The sequence below is a fragment of the Flavobacterium sp. UBA7680 genome, assembly GCF_002482975.1.
In the GTDB taxonomy this organism is placed as follows: Bacteria; Bacteroidota; Bacteroidia; order Flavobacteriales; family Flavobacteriaceae; genus Flavobacterium.
This window is the reverse complement of sequence record NZ_DLHA01000058.1, coordinates 128,137-146,680: the sequence shown is the minus strand read 5'-3', so window position 1 is coordinate 146,680 and position 18,544 is coordinate 128,137. Positions and strand designations below refer to the sequence as shown.

At 32.4% G+C, this 18,544-nt stretch carries 16 protein-coding genes and 1 pseudogene; 5 read left to right on the top strand and 12 right to left on the bottom strand.

What is annotated here, in order from left to right; genetic code table 11:
• Window positions 1-22 precede the first annotated feature (22 nt).
• From B3C18_RS24270 to ychF, 9 genes are all read right to left on the bottom strand, one after another.
• Window positions 23-637: a hypothetical protein gene (locus B3C18_RS24270; protein WP_291152939.1), complete on the bottom strand. Its 615-nt coding sequence runs from the start codon at window positions 635-637 to the stop codon at window positions 23-25.
• Window positions 618-2,486, bottom strand: a complete 1,869-nt coding sequence (locus B3C18_RS24265; protein ID WP_291152937.1) for a DNA topoisomerase IV subunit B — start codon at window positions 2,484-2,486, stop codon at window positions 618-620. Before B3C18_RS24265 ends, B3C18_RS24270 begins: the two co-directional genes overlap by 20 nt.
• Before the next feature lie 162 nt (window positions 2,487-2,648).
• Window positions 2,649-3,824: a nicotinate phosphoribosyltransferase gene (pncB, locus tag B3C18_RS24260; RefSeq protein WP_291152935.1), complete on the bottom strand. Its 1,176-nt coding sequence runs from the start codon at window positions 3,822-3,824 to the stop codon at window positions 2,649-2,651.
• A gap of 88 nt (window positions 3,825-3,912) precedes the next feature.
• Entirely contained in the window at window positions 3,913-4,887 is a 975-nt protein-coding gene (locus B3C18_RS24255) for a transglutaminase domain-containing protein (protein WP_291152933.1), read from the bottom strand.
• Between the two features lie 40 nt (window positions 4,888-4,927).
• The gene (locus tag B3C18_RS24250) at window positions 4,928-5,908 is read right to left on the bottom strand and encodes a transglutaminase domain-containing protein (protein ID WP_291152930.1); all 981 of its coding nucleotides are present in this window, start codon (window positions 5,906-5,908) and stop codon (window positions 4,928-4,930) included.
• Entirely contained in the window at window positions 5,909-6,433 is a 525-nt protein-coding gene (locus tag B3C18_RS24245) for an NADPH-dependent FMN reductase (protein WP_053473680.1), read from the bottom strand.
• Entirely contained in the window at window positions 6,430-7,389 is a 960-nt protein-coding gene (locus tag B3C18_RS24240) for a YihY/virulence factor BrkB family protein (RefSeq protein ID WP_291152926.1), read from the bottom strand. The genes B3C18_RS24245 and B3C18_RS24240 overlap by 4 nt, the downstream gene beginning before the upstream one ends.
• Window positions 7,390-7,689: 300 nt before the next feature.
• Window positions 7,690-8,367, bottom strand: coding sequence for a TIGR02117 family protein (locus B3C18_RS24235; protein ID WP_291152924.1), 678 nt, complete (start codon window positions 8,365-8,367; stop codon window positions 7,690-7,692).
• Window positions 8,368-8,705: 338 nt separating this feature from the next.
• Window positions 8,706-9,800, bottom strand: coding sequence for a redox-regulated ATPase YchF (gene ychF / locus B3C18_RS24230; protein ID WP_053473683.1), 1,095 nt, complete (start codon window positions 9,798-9,800; stop codon window positions 8,706-8,708).
• A gap of 329 nt (window positions 9,801-10,129) precedes the next feature.
• On the opposite strand from ychF, the gene B3C18_RS24225 reads away from it, so the two are divergent.
• Both B3C18_RS24225 and B3C18_RS24220 read left to right on the top strand, forming a co-directional pair.
• Window positions 10,130-12,895, top strand: a complete 2,766-nt coding sequence (locus B3C18_RS24225; protein ID WP_291152915.1) for a TonB-dependent receptor — start codon at window positions 10,130-10,132, stop codon at window positions 12,893-12,895.
• Between the two features lie 81 nt (window positions 12,896-12,976).
• A complete protein-coding gene (locus B3C18_RS24220) occupies window positions 12,977-13,723 on the top strand; it encodes a class I SAM-dependent DNA methyltransferase (RefSeq protein ID WP_291152913.1) in 747 nt (248 codons plus the stop codon).
• A 39-nt stretch (window positions 13,724-13,762) separates the two neighbouring features.
• Here B3C18_RS24220 and B3C18_RS24215 read toward each other — a convergent pair whose 3' ends face one another.
• From B3C18_RS24215 to B3C18_RS24205, 3 genes are all read right to left on the bottom strand, one after another.
• Complete coding sequence (locus tag B3C18_RS24215) at window positions 13,763-14,920, bottom strand: hypothetical protein (protein WP_291152910.1); 1,158 nt, start codon at window positions 14,918-14,920, stop codon at window positions 13,763-13,765.
• Between the two features lie 149 nt (window positions 14,921-15,069).
• Window positions 15,070-15,504, bottom strand: coding sequence for a hypothetical protein (locus B3C18_RS24210; RefSeq protein WP_291152907.1), 435 nt, complete (start codon window positions 15,502-15,504; stop codon window positions 15,070-15,072).
• Window positions 15,494-15,844, bottom strand: coding sequence for a 4Fe-4S dicluster domain-containing protein (locus tag B3C18_RS24205; protein WP_291152905.1), 351 nt, complete (start codon window positions 15,842-15,844; stop codon window positions 15,494-15,496). The genes B3C18_RS24210 and B3C18_RS24205 overlap by 11 nt, the downstream gene beginning before the upstream one ends.
• A 136-nt stretch (window positions 15,845-15,980) precedes the next feature.
• Between B3C18_RS24205 and B3C18_RS24200 the strand changes: the two genes are divergently transcribed.
• The 3 genes and pseudogenes from B3C18_RS24200 to B3C18_RS24190 form a co-directional block, all read left to right on the top strand.
• Entirely contained in the window at window positions 15,981-17,054 is a 1,074-nt protein-coding gene (locus tag B3C18_RS24200; protein WP_291152901.1) for an acyl-CoA reductase, read from the top strand.
• A gap of 92 nt (window positions 17,055-17,146) precedes the next feature.
• Window positions 17,147-18,217: a 3-phosphoserine/phosphohydroxythreonine transaminase gene (gene serC / locus B3C18_RS24195; RefSeq protein ID WP_291152898.1), complete on the top strand. Its 1,071-nt coding sequence runs from the start codon at window positions 17,147-17,149 to the stop codon at window positions 18,215-18,217.
• 100 nt (window positions 18,218-18,317) lie between these two features.
• Window positions 18,318-18,544 (top strand): annotated as a pseudogene (locus B3C18_RS24190) (3-phosphoglycerate dehydrogenase); the annotation flags it as partial.

The window sequence follows — 18,544 nt, the reverse complement described above, 5'->3', positions numbered from 1 at the left end:
TATGCTGAATTATTTCAGTATTTTATTTTAAAACTTTATTGTTAACTATTTTAGTTGTTTTCAAACTATCCAAAAACAATCTTTCTTTTTCTTCCTTTTCTTCTGTATCCACAAAATATTTAATTCCTGCTTTTTTGAAAAAGTCTTTTACATCATCTTTGCAATAATCCCAATTTTCTCTGAGATTATTAGACGATTCAGAAGTTCCACATTCAAAACAAAGTTCCATATGTCCTATAATCCTATTTTTATTATTGTAAAAAAGCATTAAATTTCTTGGCATATAACAGCTTGAATAAGGAGCAACATCGCCTTCAACTTTACAATGAATTTTAATCAAATCAAATAATTCTTTTATTTGAGTTTCTTTCAACAATGTAACTTTTTCATTAATCATCGAAGTATCGAAATCAATCTTATTATTTCGAATAATTTCTTCTCTATGTCTTAATGTGTCCCAGGATAATCGATCTGGATAAGAAAATATTTCTATCTTTTTAATTGCTTCTTTTTCAAGATCAAAAGCATCTGAATAGTCCTGTTCTCTTTCTCCTTCAAAACCTTTATTTTTATTGCAGGAAACCATCCCTAGAATAATTGATAAAGCTAAAAATTTTTTAAACTTCCTCAAGTTCATCAATCTCCACTTTCAAATTCTTGATAATAAACTCTTGTCTGTCTGGCGTATTTTTTCCCATGTAGAAAGATAATAACTGCTCAATCGAAGTATGTTTATCCATCATAACCGGATCAAGGCGGATTGTATCTCCAATGAAATTCTTAAACTCGTCTGGAGAAATCTCTCCCAAACCTTTAAATCGGGTGATTTCTGGTTTTGGTTTTAGTTTCTCGATTGCGTCTTTTCTTTCTTCTTCAGAATAACAATAAATTGTTTCTTTTTTGTTTCGAACCCTGAAAAGTGGTGTTTGCAAGATATACAAATGCCCTTCTTTAATTAATTCTGGGAAAAACTGCAAAAAGAAAGTAATTAGAAGCAAACGAATGTGCATTCCATCGACATCGGCATCGGTTGCGATTACGATGTTGTTGTAACGTAGTTTTTCTAAACCGTCTTCGATATCTAATGCAGCTTGCAGTAAATTGAATTCTTCGTTTTCATACACAATTTTCTTCGTCATTCCGTATGAATTCAAAGGTTTACCACGCAAACTGAAAACCGCTTGGGTATTCACGTCACGCGACTTTGTAATCGATCCGGAAGCCGAATCTCCCTCGGTAATAAAAAGCGTACTTTCTAAGTTTCTTGGGTTTTTAGTATCTGGAAGATGCGCACGGCAGTCTCTTAATTTTTTATTGTGAAGATTGGCTTTTTTAGCACGATCTGTCGCCAGTTTTCTAATTCCTGACAATTCTTTTCTTTCGCGTTCTGCCTGAAGAATTTTGCGTAACAAAGCTTCAGCAGTCGGCGGATTTTTATGCAGGTAATTATCTAATTTGGTTTTGATAAAATCGTTTACGAAAGTACGAACAGAAACTGCTGGCGTTCCATCATCAGAACCCATATCTGTAGAACCTAATTTGGTTTTGGTCTGAGACTCAAAAACCGGTTCCATAACTTTAATACTAATTGCACTCACAATCGATTTTCGAACATCTGATGCTTCGAAATTCTTATTGTAAAACTCACGAATCGTTTTTACAACGGCTTCACGATAAGCCGCTAAGTGCGTTCCTCCCTGTGTTGTATTCTGACCATTGACAAAAGAGTGATATTCTTCGCTGTATTGCGTTTTACTGTGTGTTAACGCAACTTCAATATCATGATCTTTTAAGTGGATAATTGGATATTCTAAATCATCTTCACTGATTGTTTCTTCTAATAAATCGCGAAGTCCGTTTTCTGAATAATATTTTTCTCCGTTGAAAATAATAGTCAAACCATTGTTTAAGTAACAATAGTTTTTGACCATTTTGATTACGTATTCTAAACGAAATTTATAGTTTTTAAAAATTGTTTCATCTGGCGTAAAAGTTACTTTGGTTCCTTTACGTTTTGTGGTTTCGATTATATCTTCTTCAAGAACTAAATTTCCGGCAGAAAACTCTGCTCCTTTTTGTTTATCATCACGAACAGATTCTACACGAAAATAATTTGAAAGTGCATTTACCGCTTTTGTTCCGACACCATTCAAACCAACTGATTTCTGGAAAGCTTTAGAATCATACTTTCCACCTGTATTCATTTTCGAAACTACATCGACCACTTTTCCTAACGGAATTCCACGTCCGTAATCACGAACCGAAACCGTTTTATCTTTTATCGTTACCTCAATAGTTTTTCCTGAGCCCATTACGAACTCATCGATACAGTTATCTAAAACCTCTTTTAAAAGAATATAAATACCATCATCCGGCGAAGATCCGTCTCCCAACTTCCCGATATACATTCCGGGACGCATACGGATATGTTCTTTCCAATCGAGTGATCGAATATTATCTTCGGTATATTGATTTTGCTCTAGCATAAGGTGAATTGGATTTTTGGCTAATGTACCATTTATCGGCAAAAAATGAAAGCGTATTTCTTTTTTGTTACGAATAATAACAGCTTTTAAATCTATTTAAATTGATTTTAAAAAAATACGACCGTTAAAAATATAAAAAATCAGCTATGAAACAAAAAAATACTATTTGATTCCGAGCACTTCTTTTGCCAACGCAATCATTTCGGGCGTTCCCGTATTTTTGTTTTTTTCGTCAGAAAGTTTGACTACTCCCTGCCAATGCGTATTATCAGGTTTTGTATCGGTTAATTTTATCACCATATTCATGGCAGGAAGCCCAACATCGTTAGTGAAATTTGTTCCTATTCCGAATGACATTTTGATTTTGTCCTGACAGAAGTCAACTATCGTTTTTACTTTTTCAAAATTTAAGGAATCTGAAAAAACAATGGCTTTTGATTTTGGATCAATTCCCATTTTAGTATAATGTCCAATTACTTTTTTAGCAAATTCAATTGGGTCGCCGCTGTCATGTCGAACGCCGTCAAAAAGTTTGGAATATTTTTTATCAAATTGATTGAAAAATATTTCTGTAGTGTAAGTGTCTGTTAAGGCAATTCCGAGATCACCGCCGTAAACTTGTGTCCAATGTTCTAGACTTATGGAATTGGCCATTTTAAAGCCGTATTGCGCAGCATGAAACATAAACCATTCGTGTGCATGTGTACCTAACGGGCGTTTATTATTGACCATTGCAAAATGTACATTGCTGGTTCCTATAAAACTTTGCCCTCCAAAAGTTCGTAAAGTTTCGTTTACCAAATTATGAACATCATAAGAATGGCGTCGTCTTGTACCGAATTCTAAAATAGAAACGCCTAGTTTATTGTAATTGTCTATTTTATCTTTTGTGAGGTTTTTAATGGCTTCGTCATTCAAGCGAATTAAATGATTTGATTTATAAAAAAGTTCGGAAATCAGAGCCATTAATGGAACTTCCCATAAAATAGTCCGATACCAAAAACCTTCAACTGTAACTTTAATTTCTGATCCTTCCTGACTAATCTGCACTTCTGATGGATCAAAACTATATCCTTGCAGAAAATCTAAATAAGTTGGATCAAGATAAGGGCAGTAATGCGACAGATAATTTTTTTCTTCTTTGGTTAAACGAAGATCTGCCAATGCATCTACAGAACGACGAAGTAAATCTGCAAAACCAGCCGGAAATTTATGTTTTCCACGGTTTATAAATCCGTATCGAACCTTTGCCTTTGGAAAAAGCCTTATTACAGCATGCTGCATTGTAAATTTATAGAAATCATTGTCTAAGATCGATTTCAAAAAAGTTGTCTCCATATCGCATTAATTCAATTCCTGAATTGCTAAGATACGGCAATTCAGGAAAAGAAGAAAATGATATAAATCAAGATTAACTTAACTTTCTCTACTTTATTATTATTTTAAAAGAAGCAAGAGCATTTTGAGATCGGTAAAGTGTAATAAATTGTCCCATTTTCTTTTTACATAAAATCTCAAATTCTAATATATTCTCTTGTTCTTTTAAATTTAACATCTCAAGATTTTCATCATCATTATTAAAACAGTGTAAGTCATTAAATTCGGACAAATTTTTAATTTTAAACAATATCTTATCTCCTTCATTTGCAGTAATAATACCTGATTGTGGCAAAAAAATCTCACATTTTTTTTCTATCATTTCATCATAAATCAATGCTCCATTCAAATACGATTTTTCATCTATTTTAAAATCTTTATTTTCAGATTCTGGGAAATGTTTCGCATAAAAATATTTCGGATCCATATCAAAATATATTGGTGTAAACTCTTTAACCGCAGTTTTTGTTTTATAATCAAGATAACCCTCTCCCCATGTAACATCAACCAAAGTCCATTTTCCATCAATTTCTACCATATTCCAGGCATGATTAGAATACAATCTTTTTCTACCAATATCATTTAAGTCTACTTTAGCATCTCCACTGATTACCTTTACTTTCAATCCACACAATGCACCGATTTGTTCATATAAATTCGAAAAATCTTCACATACACCTTTTTTACTTCTAAACGTTTTCTTTATTTGATTATCGCGATAATACTCCATTTGTTTATCAATCTGAGATCCATCTTTAGAAGAAAACGTTTTTGTATCTGAAGGACTAAAAAACTTTTTTGCATCATAATTTATATTTAAAGTCACCCAGCTGTAAATTGCCCTAGCTTTATCACGTTCTGAGGCAAAATCTTTCTGGATTCTTTCTGCCAGTTTTTCTACGCTTCCAAAATTGGGATATTTTAATACAATACTGTCAATAGCATTATATTTTTGAGAATAGGCTGAATTTATTAAAGTGATACTCCAAAAGAAGAATACAAAGAATCTTTTTTTAATTGCCATTATTTAAGATGTAGATTGAAATAAATTAGTTGATTTTTCTTTATTTTGGAACAACTTTAAAAGACAAAATACTATTTGTATCTACAAAAATTGTAATGTATTCGCCAATATTATTGTCGTAGGGAATTTGAAATTCTAAACCGCCTCTTTTTTCTTTTGCGTTTTTAATCAAAACGGGCTGATTCCTTTTATTTAAATAAAGAACCTGATCTGACTTTTTTACATTTTTAATTTCAACATCAATTTTATCTCCATATTTAGCTTCGATAATTCCTGTATCTGGAGATTTAATTTTAAAATCGTTTTCAATTGTTTTGTTGTAAATTAAAGGTCCGTTAAGAAAAGCATCTTTATCTAATTTATCTCCCAAATAAGAACCTGAATCAGGAAAATGTTTAGCGAAGAAATAATCAGGATCTGTATCAAAGTAAACCGATGAAAAATCATTGACCATTCTGCCTTTGCTATTATCAAAATAACCCTGTCCCCAAGTCACATCAATCAAACGCCATTTTCTGTCAATTAAAACAATATTCCATGCGTGATTTGAAGAGGTCGTTTTTCGGCCGATATCTCTTAATGAAATTTTAGAATCTCCTCTGATTATTTCAGATTTTAATCCTGTTAGTTCGGCTAAATGCTGATACAAAGCAGTAAATCCTTCACAGACAGCTTTCTTAGAACTAAAGGCTTTTTGCCATAATCTATCATTCAGTTCTTTGATTTTGCGTTGTTTTTCTGCTTCGGTAGAATAACTAAATCCATGCGTTCTAGGCGGATTCAAAAAAGCATTGTAATCGTACTTGATATTGAAAGCAATCCAGCTATAAATAGCTCGTGCTTTATCACCATCGGATTTAAAATCTTCCTGAATTCGTTCTGCTAATTTTTCTGTCGTATTAAAATTTTTAGGATATTTTAATACGATTTTATCAACTTCATTATATTTCTGTGCAAATGTTGAAAAAGTGAAAATCATATTCAACAAAAGGAATATAAAAGCAATTTTTTTTTGTGGCATTTAAAAATTTAATTTGATAATATCTTTGAGTTCTTTATCTAACTCAACGTTAGAAATTTTATTTTCTTGTAAATCAAAATTCGCGCCAAATGTTGGTAATGAAAAAGTTCCTTTAATTTCAGCTCCATATCTTGGCAAAGCATTTCGCGCAATTTCTAAAACGGAAGCGCCTCCTCTTGATCCAGGCGAAGTTGCTAGTAATAACATTGGTTTTTGCTGAAAAACTTCTTTCGTAATCCTGGAACTCCAATCGAATAAATTTTTGAATGCTGAAGAATAATTATTGTTATTCTCGGCAAGAGAAACGACTAAAATATCTGCGCTGGCAAGTTTAGCTAGAAATGCTTTTGCAAGTTCGTGCTGCCCTACTTCTTTTTCAAGATCAACACTAAATAATGGCATTGCGTAATCGTTTAAATCTAAAACTTCGACATCGGCATTTTCGAATAAACCTGCTGCGTAAGTAGCTAATTTTTTATTGATCGAATGCTGACTGTTACTTCCTCCAAAGGCGATAATTTTCATGGTTTTTCTTTTTGTAATTTTTCTTCTATTGGTTCTTTTTTTGGTTCGTCGATTTCGTAAATTTCTTTTGCTATTTCTACCGAGTACTCATTTGGATAAATTTTACCTCCGTAAGATTTTGCATATACTTTGGTAAATTCTGCTCCAAAATACAGAATAATTGCCGAATAATAAACCCAAACTAAAATAATTATCACAGATCCGGCAGCACCATAAACAGAGGCTACTGTTGAGCTTCCTAAATAAAAACCGATGGCAAATTTACCAATCATAAAAAGTATAGCCGTAACTCCTGATCCTATAAAAGCATCTTTCCACTTGATTTTTCCGTCTGGCAATGTTCTAAAAATAATAGCAAAAAGAGTGGTAATACTTGCCAGTACAATAACTATATTAACTATATAAAATAAATAAACTGTGCTCTCTGGAAAATAAACTTTTAAACGTGAACTAAGTAAGTCTAAAGTTGTACTTATAAAAAGACTGACCAGCATTAAAAAACCTACTGAGGCAATCATTGAGAATGACATTAAGCGGTTTTGAATAAATTTCTTAATTCCTTTATCTGGTTTCGCACGTAATCCCCAAATAAAATTAATAGAACTTTGTATTTCGGCAAAAACTCCTGACGCTCCAATTAATAGCATTATGATTCCAAATACGGTTGCAAAAACATTATCGCCAGATAATTGTACGTTTTTAATAGCTTCCTGAATTTGACTTGCTGCGCCGTTACCTACCAAACCATTAATTTGTCCGTACAATTCTCCTGTTACGGCTTCCTCTCCAAAAAAGAAACCACAAATTGTAATGATAATAATCAATAAAGGCGGCAATGCAAATATGGTATAGTATGCAAGTGCCGCACTAAGCTTAATGGCATTATCATCGTTAAACTCTAAAAAGGTATTTTTTAGTAGAAACCATGTTTTGGAGAATATATTTTTGATTTTCATTTACTGATTTTTAGATATTCTCTCAAATTTACGCAATAATGAAAAATTTTGGATTCTTGATTTTTAATGGAATTTTACATTTTTTCCATCTACCGACCATATATTTTTCTACCAACCATATATTCCTAACGGAATATTTTACGCATGTATAAAAAAAATTGGCTACCGATATTTAATTCCTAACGGAATTTCCTGTTATGCATAAATGCCTATTTATTGCTAACAGAATAATCTCGTAGAGATTTAATATCGGTAACCAAAAAAACTAACGTACAGCAATTGTCCCGTAAGGACTATATATTATTTATAATGACAAAAAATCCCTTTATCATAAACAGTCCACAAACTTGCTTTTTGGTTTGCCGCTTTTAAAGCGTTATTTGCCCAAGTATTACAGGTATAAAAAAGACTATAACTTCCTTTTGCTTCATAAAAAGCATCTTTTTTTCCGTAACTGTGGCCTTCAATCCATTCCGGATGAGTTGGATTACTGAAACTATCTGAAATATAATTTACCAGACTTTGATAGTTTTCTTTTGAAATCAAAATGCGTTTGCAATCTTCGCCTTCTCGTAATTGTTTGAAAAATGTAGTATGCATTGCCGATGAACTGATTCCGAATGCAGCTTTACAAGCTGTACTTGCTTTTAAATCTGACCACTCCGGCGTATCTAAATAAAAGCCTTTATCACCCCAGCCAAAAGCGATATAATTCATTAACGAATCTTTTGATTGGGTTTGGTTAAACTGAATTTCGTTACGCCAGTCTTTGATTTCATTTTTTATAGGAACGACAATATCTGTATGAACGCCATTTGAGAGAATGTAAATAGGAACGGCATTTTGCTCTTCGACCTGAGCAACATCTGAATTAACGGTGATTTTAGAAATCAGATAAACGGATACTACATAAAGGACAAGAAAACTAAAGATTCCGAAAAGTGTCCATTTTAAAATTTTGAAAGTTTTTTTTAGCATTTTGATTAGGTTATTTTAAATTAGTAATTGGTAATTTTTCTGTAACCAATTTTTGAGCCAAAAATTTTGTTTCCTGAAAATGGTACACGGATTTTACGGATTCGCTTTCGCGAAAGTGCGGATTTAAACGATTTTTTTTATTCTCATTTTTGTCAGGCTGAGCGAAGTCGAAGCCCACGCAAAGATTAGCAATACTATATGGAGCTTCTTACGTGGGCTTCGACTTCGCTCAGCCTGACAATAGAAAGATCAAGTTTAGAGCATAAAAAAACTGCTGAATTTCTCCAGCAGTTTTAGTCTATTCTCTATAATCTTTATTCTATTCTCTAGAAAAAAAATTAAACGTTAAAACGGAAATGCATTACATCACCATCTTTTACCACATATTCTTTTCCTTCAACTTTAAATTTTCCAGCTTCTTTTGCTTTTGCTTCAGAACCGTATTGAACGTAATCTTCGTATGAAATAACTTCGGCACGAATGAAACCTTTTTCAAAGTCGGTGTGGATAACTCCAGCTGCTTGCGGTGCAGTTGCTCCAATATTGATTGTCCATGCACGAACTTCTTTTACACCAGCTGTGAAATAAGTCTGTTGTTTTAATAGTTTATAAGCTGCACGAATTAAAACTGATGCTCCTGGCTCTGTTAATCCCATATCTTCAAGGAAAACCTGACGCTCTTCGTAGCTTTCTAATTCTGTGATATCAGCCTCTGCTCCTACTGAAAGAATAATAACTTCAGCATCTTCATCTTTTACCAGTTCACGAACCTGATCTACATATTTGTTTCCGTTTACAGCTGAATTTTCGTCAACATTACAAACATATAAAACTGGTTTTGCAGTAATTAATTGAAAAGATTCCATTAAAACTTCTTCATCATTACCTTGAGGAGTAATTGTACGAGCTGATTTAGCTTGTAATAATGCTTCTCTAATTCTGTCTAAAAGTGCTTTTTCGGTTTGCGCTTCTTTATTTCCTGTTTTTGCAGCACGATTTACTTTCTCTAAACGTTTTTCAACCGTTTCTAAATCTTTTAACTGCAATTCAATATCGATCGTTTCTTTATCGCGAATTGGATTTACGTTTCCGTCAACGTGAACAATATTATCATTATCAAAACAACGTAAAACGTGAATGATAGCATTACATTCTCTAATGTTTCCTAAAAACTGATTTCCAAGACCTTCACCTTTACTTGCTCCTTTTACCAAACCTGCAATATCTACGATATCAACGGTTGCCATTTGTACACGCTCTGGTTTTACTAATTCTTCTAATTTGTTGATTCTCGGATCCGGAACGTTTACAACACCAATATTAGGTTCGATTGTACAAAACGGAAAGTTCGCACTCTGCGCTTTTGCATTAGATAAACAATTAAATAATGTTGATTTTCCAACATTTGGTAATCCTACAATTCCTGCTTTCATATGTAGATAAATTTGTTTTTTATTGATTCCGACCCTTATAAACACTGGACTTATTGATTAAAAATCAATTATTTAGCATTTAACCAAATCACATACTGAATGTTTTTTCTTATAAATTTTATTTTAACAAAATGATACATTTTGCCCCTAAAATTTTGCAAATATAAGATTTAATAGCTGTTAACTATACAAAAAATGACGATATATACATTTCTAGTACTTTTCTTAAAAAAAAATAAACTTTATAATAATATTTTGTTAAATAATGCTAATTTTATCACAATATTTAACAAACCACATACCATTTTTTTAACCAAACAAGATTTAACATGAGAAAAATTGCAATTTTATTTTTTCTATTTAACACCGTCTTCATTTTTGCACAGAAGCAAATTTCGGGTGTAGTAAAGGACAATACAGGAACTCCACTGCCTGGTGTCAACATTATTGAAAAAGGAACTACCAATGGTGTTTCTACGGATATTGACGGATCTTATAAAATAACAGTAAAAGAAGGCGCTTCATTACTTTTTACTTATGTAGGATATACGAGTGTTACCAGATTAGCAAATGCATCACAAATTGACGTATCATTATCTGAAGAAGGAGGACAAAATCTTGACGAAGTTGTTGTTACAGGATCTAGAACAGCCGTAAGAAGTAATACTACCACCGCGCTGCCCATTGATGTACTGTCCACCAAAGATCTTACTTCGACAGGACAAGCAACATTTGACAAAGCACTGCAATACAAAATTCCATCTTTTAATACTGTACAAACCCCTGTAAATGATGCAACATCATTACTGGATCCGTACGAAATTAGAAATTTGGGACCAAGCAGAACTTTGATCCTTATTAACGGTAAACGTAAAAATTTAAGTTCTTTACTTTATGTACAAACTTCTCCGGGACGTGGAGAAACTGGTGCAGATATTTCTGCAATTCCAACAGATGCAATCGAGAGAGTTGAGATTCTTCGTGATGGTGCTTCTGCTCAATATGGTTCTGACGCCATTGCAGGAGTTATGAATATCATTTTAAAGAAAAACATTAACAATAGCTCAGTAACTTTAAGAAGCGGAATTACATCTGAAGGCGATGGAGAAATGCTAGGCGTAAGTTTAAATAGCGGCACAACAGTTGGCGAAAAAGGTTTTCTAAACTACACTATTGATTTTTCTAAAGTAAAATTGGCAAACAGACCAGGAACTGTTGATGCTCAAGGTGAAGCTAATGACTTTTTAAGCGGAACACCTGCTGATGTTGCAACGGTAAATCAATTTCTTAGCAAATATCCTGATGCGAGAAACATTAATGGCTCTCCTGAAACTGCAGCAGCAAAATTCTTAATTAACGGTGGAAGCCCTGTTAGTGATAATACTAATTTGTATTACAACGCTGCTTATGTTTACAAAAAAGTAAACTCATTTGCCAATTTCAGAACTCCATATTGGAGACCTTTATCAGGCGATCCTTATCTGAATGATTTATTTGGGAACGGTGATCCGGCTAATCCATCTTATGAAGGATACGGACCAACTTTTGAAGGAGATTTAAGTGATTATAATGGTACACTTGGGTTTAAAAATGTAACAAACGGATGGAACACTGATGCAAGTGTAACTGTAGGTGGTAATAAACAAACCTATACCGTTAATAATTCTGTAAACAGATCCAGCATTCTTGATGCAGATGGCAATGAAACTTATAGAGAAAACAGTCCTATTTCGTTTAAACCCGGAGGAACTTCTTTTAATCATGTTGTTGGAAATATCGATATTTCTAAGATTTTATCTGATCATATCAGCATTGGATTTGGTTCTGAGTTCAGATCAGAATACTTTACGGTTATGGAAGGTGATCAGGCATCTTGGGATGGAGCCGGAGCAGACTCTTTTGCCGGGAATTTACCAGAAAACTCAGGAAAATGGAACCGTTATAACGTAGGGGTTTATTTGGATGTTGCTTTTGATATTACAAAAGACTTTTTAATAAACGGAACGGTTCGTCATGAAGAATATAGCGATTTTGGTGGTGCAACCGTTTGGAAAGCCAGTACAAGATATAAATTCCTTGATGATAAAATTACTTTAAGAGGATCTGTTTCAACAGGTTTCAGAGCGCCAACCTTACACCAGATTTATACTCAAAAATCACAATATTCTTTTGTTCCAGGTCAGGGAATTCAAGTAAGCGGAATCGTGAACAATGTTTCACCTCAGGCTCGTAAATTAGGTGTTTCTCAATTACAACCCGAAAAATCAACAAGTGTTACAGTTGGTTTTGGAGCAAAACCTTTCAAAAATTTCAACATAACCGTTGATTACTACAATATTAAAATAGAAGACAGAGTAACATTGGGAGATAAACAATATGAAGTTGTACCAACTACAGGAGAAGTTATTGGTGAAGTTGCCTATTTTTCTAATGCTTTTGATTCTAGAACTTCTGGATTGGATGTTGTTACAGGTTACAATAATATTGGCATAGGAGAAGGTAAATTAGGTTTTAATTTATCAGGAAATGTCACTTTTGAAAATAAAAGAATTTCCGGTATTAAAAACAACAGTTCATTCAGTGATATTTTAAATTCACTAACATTTACATCAAGACCTAAAACAAAATGGATTTTAGGTATAAACTATGAAATTGGAAAATTCGGTTTTTCTCTTAATAATACTTATTTCGGAGAATCTACTTTTAATCAGGATGGTCTAGTATCTAATGAGGTAAGAGATGCTGATGGAAAACTAGTAAGAATTCCTGGAAGTACTGAAACAGAACGTGATGATTCAGCAAACCTCAAAACACAATTCCTTGCTAAAATCGTTACTGATTTAGGTGTAAATTTTAATGCTACTGAAAAATTAACAATCGCATTAAATGTAAACAACTTATTTAATATTTTACCAGAATGGAAATTTGTTGCTGAAAACGAAGCCGGAGCAGCATTATTAGCAGATCCTGCGCAAGTTAAAGCACAATCTAACTTAATTACCTTCAACCAGCGTTATTCCAGAATGACATATGATGGTTCACACTTCAGTCAATTAGGAACAATGTTCAACTTATCTGTAAACTATAAGTTCTAAGTTTCAACTTTGTTTAAATATTTTAAAGGGTTGTCCTATGACAGCCCTTTTTTTATAATTTTATAATTAAAACTCAGTATTATGGCTAATTTATATGATGGCCAAATGGCCGCAATTTACGATGCGATGTATCAAACTTTTGTCAATTATGACGAAGAATATACTTTTTACAATAACCTTATTCAGGAATACAAGGCTTCTACTACCCTTGAAATTGGGAGCGGAACCGGAAATCTCGCAAAACGATTCAACGCAAACAATCAAAACTATCAAGGTCTTGATTATAGCAATGATATGATTGCAATTGCTAAAGAACGAAATAAGAACAGTTCTTTTATTCAAGGTGATATGCGGGATTTTAAACTCGACAAACCTGTAGATTCTATTTTAATAACGGGACGATCTACAAGTTACCTAATTACCAACGATGACATGAATCGAACTTTTGATTCTATCTATAAAAATCTAAATGAAAACGGAATTTTGATTTTCGATTTTATTGATGCCAATCGGTTTATTCCTTTTACAAAAGAAAATCCGATAATTATTCACGAAGCCGAATTTGAAAATATTAATTACAAAAGAGAAAGTCATTGGGATACAAATAATGCTCTAGAAAATTTTATGCTCGAATGGACTGCTCAATATTATACTGTTATAAATGGAGAAAAAGAAGTTATTGAAAATGATTTTTCAACCGTTCGTGTTTTTACACTTAATGAAATGCAGCTTTTTTTATATCTAAATAATTTTGAAATACTCAAAACTATAGATCGAAAAACATATGCTTATGATACTTATGTTATTGTAGCACAAAAAAAATCCTGAACTTATTAATGTTCAGGATTTTTATATCTTTTAAATGAATTACAATTTAAAATCTAGAGAAGCAATAATTGCCTTTTCTTCATCAGTAGCAACAAATCCTGAAATATCCCAGTAATTCGTCAATATTTTATTCTTTTTATTAAATAGCGATTTCTCTTTAAAAACATCACTTTCGTTATAAGTAAAATTTTGTTTATTGAAATTGGTGGTTGTAAAACTATTACGAACCTGAATTTTCTTAACCTGATCTTTTAAAATAAGATTATAAGCTATTTCTTCATTTGAACCCAATAAATAATAATTCTCCCCGTCTAACCTGTAATCAACATTTATAAATGACCTTGTAATATTTTTAGAATTTACCTCCGTTTTCTCTACCATTTTATCAAGATTCTGCGGCGTAACATCAATTTTAAATTCAATAATCAGTTTTTTTTCAGGATCATAAACAATCTCAAAATTATCAATAGCCTCTTTTGCTTTATCCAGAGGCGTAATATACATTACATAATAATCCTTATTTTTAGCATGGCCTCTTATAACAAAATCATATTCTTTTTTTGCTTTCGGATCTAAAAGCGGATCAAAATATTTAAAATCAGAATAATTTTTCATGATATTATTCAAATCATAACCTCTTAAATCTGCGCTTACATCTGTTTCCAGCAAGCCATAAGATCTGTTTTGCTCTACCAAAAGTGTTGTTGAAGGATTTCCCGAAAACTGAAAATTAACCAATCCGTCATTATAGTACGAATACTTATTATCCAACATAAAAAACTCTCTCACATATACTTTTAGTCTGTAAGAGGATGCCAGTTTTTTTGATGAATTATCGACAAGTTTTTGAAGTACTTTTTGTGGAGACTGCTTAGAAAGAACAATTTCATCTAGTTTGTTGTTATTACTTTTTAGATAAACAATAAATTTTTGATCTCCGTTTAAAGATGTCCAGCGTACCGTCAGAGTTTCATAATTAGTTTCTGAAACCTGTACATTAGAACCGCCGGTAAGCATAAAAGTAACTTTGCCTTCTTTATTGCTGGATAATATTTGTTTTGTTTTTAGAATAACAACTGTGGCATTTTCAATAGGAAGCTGTGTTTCTATATCTTTTACTACAATAGAATATTGTTCTTCCTGCGAAAAAACTGTCAAACTAAATAAAACAAAAAATAAAAGTATGATTTTCCTCATATGCTTATTGAATTTTCATCTAAAGTATTAAATTTTTATTAAAAAAATAAGCGATAAAATATAAAATATTACAAACCAACGCAATAAGTTTTTAAGATTTAGAATAAAGCAAAAAAAATCCCAAGTTTAGCACTCGGGATTTAATTATATTATTTGATAAAGTTTTTGATGTATCCGTAAATAAACAAAAAAGCTAATAAACAAAGTATTAATTCATTGTAATCAATCCAGTAATAAAAAAGGCTGTAAATCTTGTTTTCGTATTCGTCTTCTTTATTTTCTAAAATCGTTACTTTTTCATTTAGCTCAAAATTAGTTACCAGTCTCAATTCTCCTTGGTCATACCTAATTGTGTCATTATCTTTATAGTATTCTACTTCAGGAATATTTCTATTAATTAATACTGCACCTCCTCTTCCGGAAGTATGTGAAGATGTTATATTGCGAATACCAATTATTTTACCTTCATAAAAATTGTAGTTATCAAGATTTTCTACTTTAAGAAATATAAATCCGGTATAAACTATAAATAAAGAGAACGTTATTGAATTATTTATTATATACTGACGGAGTTTACTCGCCATGTAAAAACGCTTGTCTGTTCAACAAGGTTTCTTCATCTTCTACGTGATTATCATCTGGTACGCAACAATCAACAGGACAAACAGCTGCACATTGAGGTTCATCATGAAACCCTTTACACTCTGTACATTTTCCAGGAACGATATAATAAATTTCATCAGAAATTGGAGTCTGTGCATCATCAGCATCAACTTCAGTTCCGTCAGGTAAAATTACAGATCCTTTTAGGCTTGTACCGTCTTTATATCTCCAATCATCTGCTCCTTCATATATTGCTGTATTTGGGCATTCTGGTTCACAAGCCCCACAGTTTATGCATTCGTCAGTTATAATTATTGCCATCTTTTTGTTCGTTACGTGTTAAAAGTTATTAGGATTTGAATTTAAAACACCAAAGATTTTAATCTACTTTGCCTTTAACTTAATATAGCTTATTTTTGTGCAAAATTACAATCAAAACAATTCATAAACAAACATTATGACATTAGAAACAAAAAAAAGTGTTTTTGTTGAATTAGGAAAATTTCTAAGTCAGTTTTCTGAAGAGCAGTCTGCGAAAAAATCTGACGTTTTATATAACGATATCTTTTTTGATGATTTCGAAAAACTAATCCATTTATCACAATCTCATAATGGCTGGTACACACCTGAACAAGTATATTTTGCAATAAAATCCTGGGCTGATGCTTTAACAGAAGAAAACATCAGCAAATGGATTTCTCAATATTCTTCCGACTTTGCTCAGAATGACAAAAAGGAAAAAACAGTTGCGTTAATCTTGGCAGGAAATATTCCGCTTGTTGGTTTTCATGATTTTCTGTCTGTTTTAATCACCGGAAACAAAGCATTAATAAAAACATCCTCAAACGATCAGCATTTACTCCCGTTTTTAGCAAAGTATTTAATTGCTGTTGATGAAAATTTAAAAGATAAAATCACTTTCGTGGATGGAAAACTGGAAAATTTTGATACTGTAATTGCAACAGGAAGCAACAATACAGCTCGTTATTTTGAATATTATTTTAAAGATAAACCTTCGATCATCCGAAAAAACAGAAATTCAGCTGCCGTTTTAAACGGAAAAGAAACACACGAAGAATTAGAAGCTCTTGGTGAAGATATTTTTAGATATTTTGGTTTAGGATGCCGAAATGTATCTAAACTTTTTGTTCCGAAAGGCTATTCATTTGATGCTTTTTTTCAGGCTATTTTTAAATATCAGGACGTTATTCATTACGAGAAATACGCAAATAATTACGATTACAACAAAGCTGTTTTCTTAATGAGTAATTTCAAATTATTAGATAACGGATTTTTGACTTTAAAAGAAGATTCGAGCTACGCCTCGCCTATTTCGAGTGTTTTCTATGAATATTATGAAAATCTGGAAGATTTAAAATCGCGTCTGGAAACCGATGCAGAGCAAATTCAATGCATTGTAAGCAGCGATTTAACAAAAAATAGTGTTGCATTTGGTCAAACCCAAAATCCGCAATTGTGGGATTATGCAGATAACGTTGATACTATAACGTTTTTGTTAACAACAAAGTAAAAAAATGTTTAATTATTTCGAATTATTTATCGCTTTTTCAGCTCCTATTGCCGAAATTTGCGTTTTTAAAATTTCGACTATTAACAACAACCATGAAAAAACACAACTACAGCGCAGGACCAAGTATTTTACCTCAGGAAGTTTTTGAGAAGGCATCAAAAGCAATTTTAAATTTTAATGATTCAGGATTATCTATTCTTGAAATTTCGCACCGAAGCAAAGATTTTGTTGCTGTTATGGATGAAGCTCGTTCGCTGGCTTTAGAATTATTAGGTCTTGAAGGAAAAGGATATCAGGCTTTGTTTTTACAAGGTGGTGCAAGTACTGCATTCTTGATGGCTCCTTATAACTTATTAAAAGAAAACGGAAAAGCAGCTTATTTAGATTCAGGAACGTGGGCAACTGCGGCTATAAAAGAAGCAAAACTTTTTGGAGAAACTATCGTTGTAGCTTCTTCAAAAGATGATAATTATACACATATTCCAAAAGGTTACGAAATACCAGCCGATGCTGATTATTTTCACTGTACAAGTAACAATACCATCTTTGGAACTCAAATGCAGGAATTCCCATCGACTAACATTCCAGTTGTATGCGACATGAGTTCTGATATTTTTTCTCGTCAATTAGACTTTTCTAAATTTGATTTAATTTATGCTGGAGCTCAAAAAAATATGGGACCTGCAGGAACTACTCTTGTTGTAGTTAAAGAAGAAATTTTAGGTAAAAACGGAAGAACAATTCCTAGCATGTTAGATTATGCTAAACATATCAAAGCAGAAAGTATGTACAATACTCCTCCTGTTTTTTCTGTATATGTTTCATTACTAACTTTACAATGGATTAAAGAAAAAGGCGGAGTTGCTGCTGTTGAAAAATTAAACAACGCAAAAGCAGATTTACTTTATGCTGAAATCGACAGAAACCCATTATTTAAAGGTGCTGCTGCAGTAGAAGATCGTTCTAAAATGAACGTGACTTTCTTACTAAACAACCCAGATCATACAGAAACTTTTGATGCTTTATGGAAAGCTGCAAATATTTCTGGATTACCAGGACACCGTTCTGTGGGCGGTTACAGAGCTTCAATTTACAACGCTATGCCTATCGAAAGTGTTCAGGTTTTAGTTGATGTAATGAAAGCTTTAGAGTCTAAAGTTTAGTTCTCAGTCTCAGTTTACAGTACCAAAAAGAAAAACCCAATATACTTGGTTCATCGATTAAACAATTAAACTATGAACCAAATAAACAAAATATCACACAATGAAAGTATTAGCAAATGACGGAATTTCTAAAAGTGGAATTCTAGCCTTAGAAAAAGGCGGATTTGAAGTTATAACTACAAAAGTAGCTCAAGAACAAGTAGCTAACTTTATCAATGAAAATAATGTAAGCGTAATTTTAGTGCGCAGCGCAACTAAAGTTCGTAAAGATATTATCGACGCTTGTCCAGGTATCAAAATCATCGGTCGTGGTGGTGTTGGTATGGA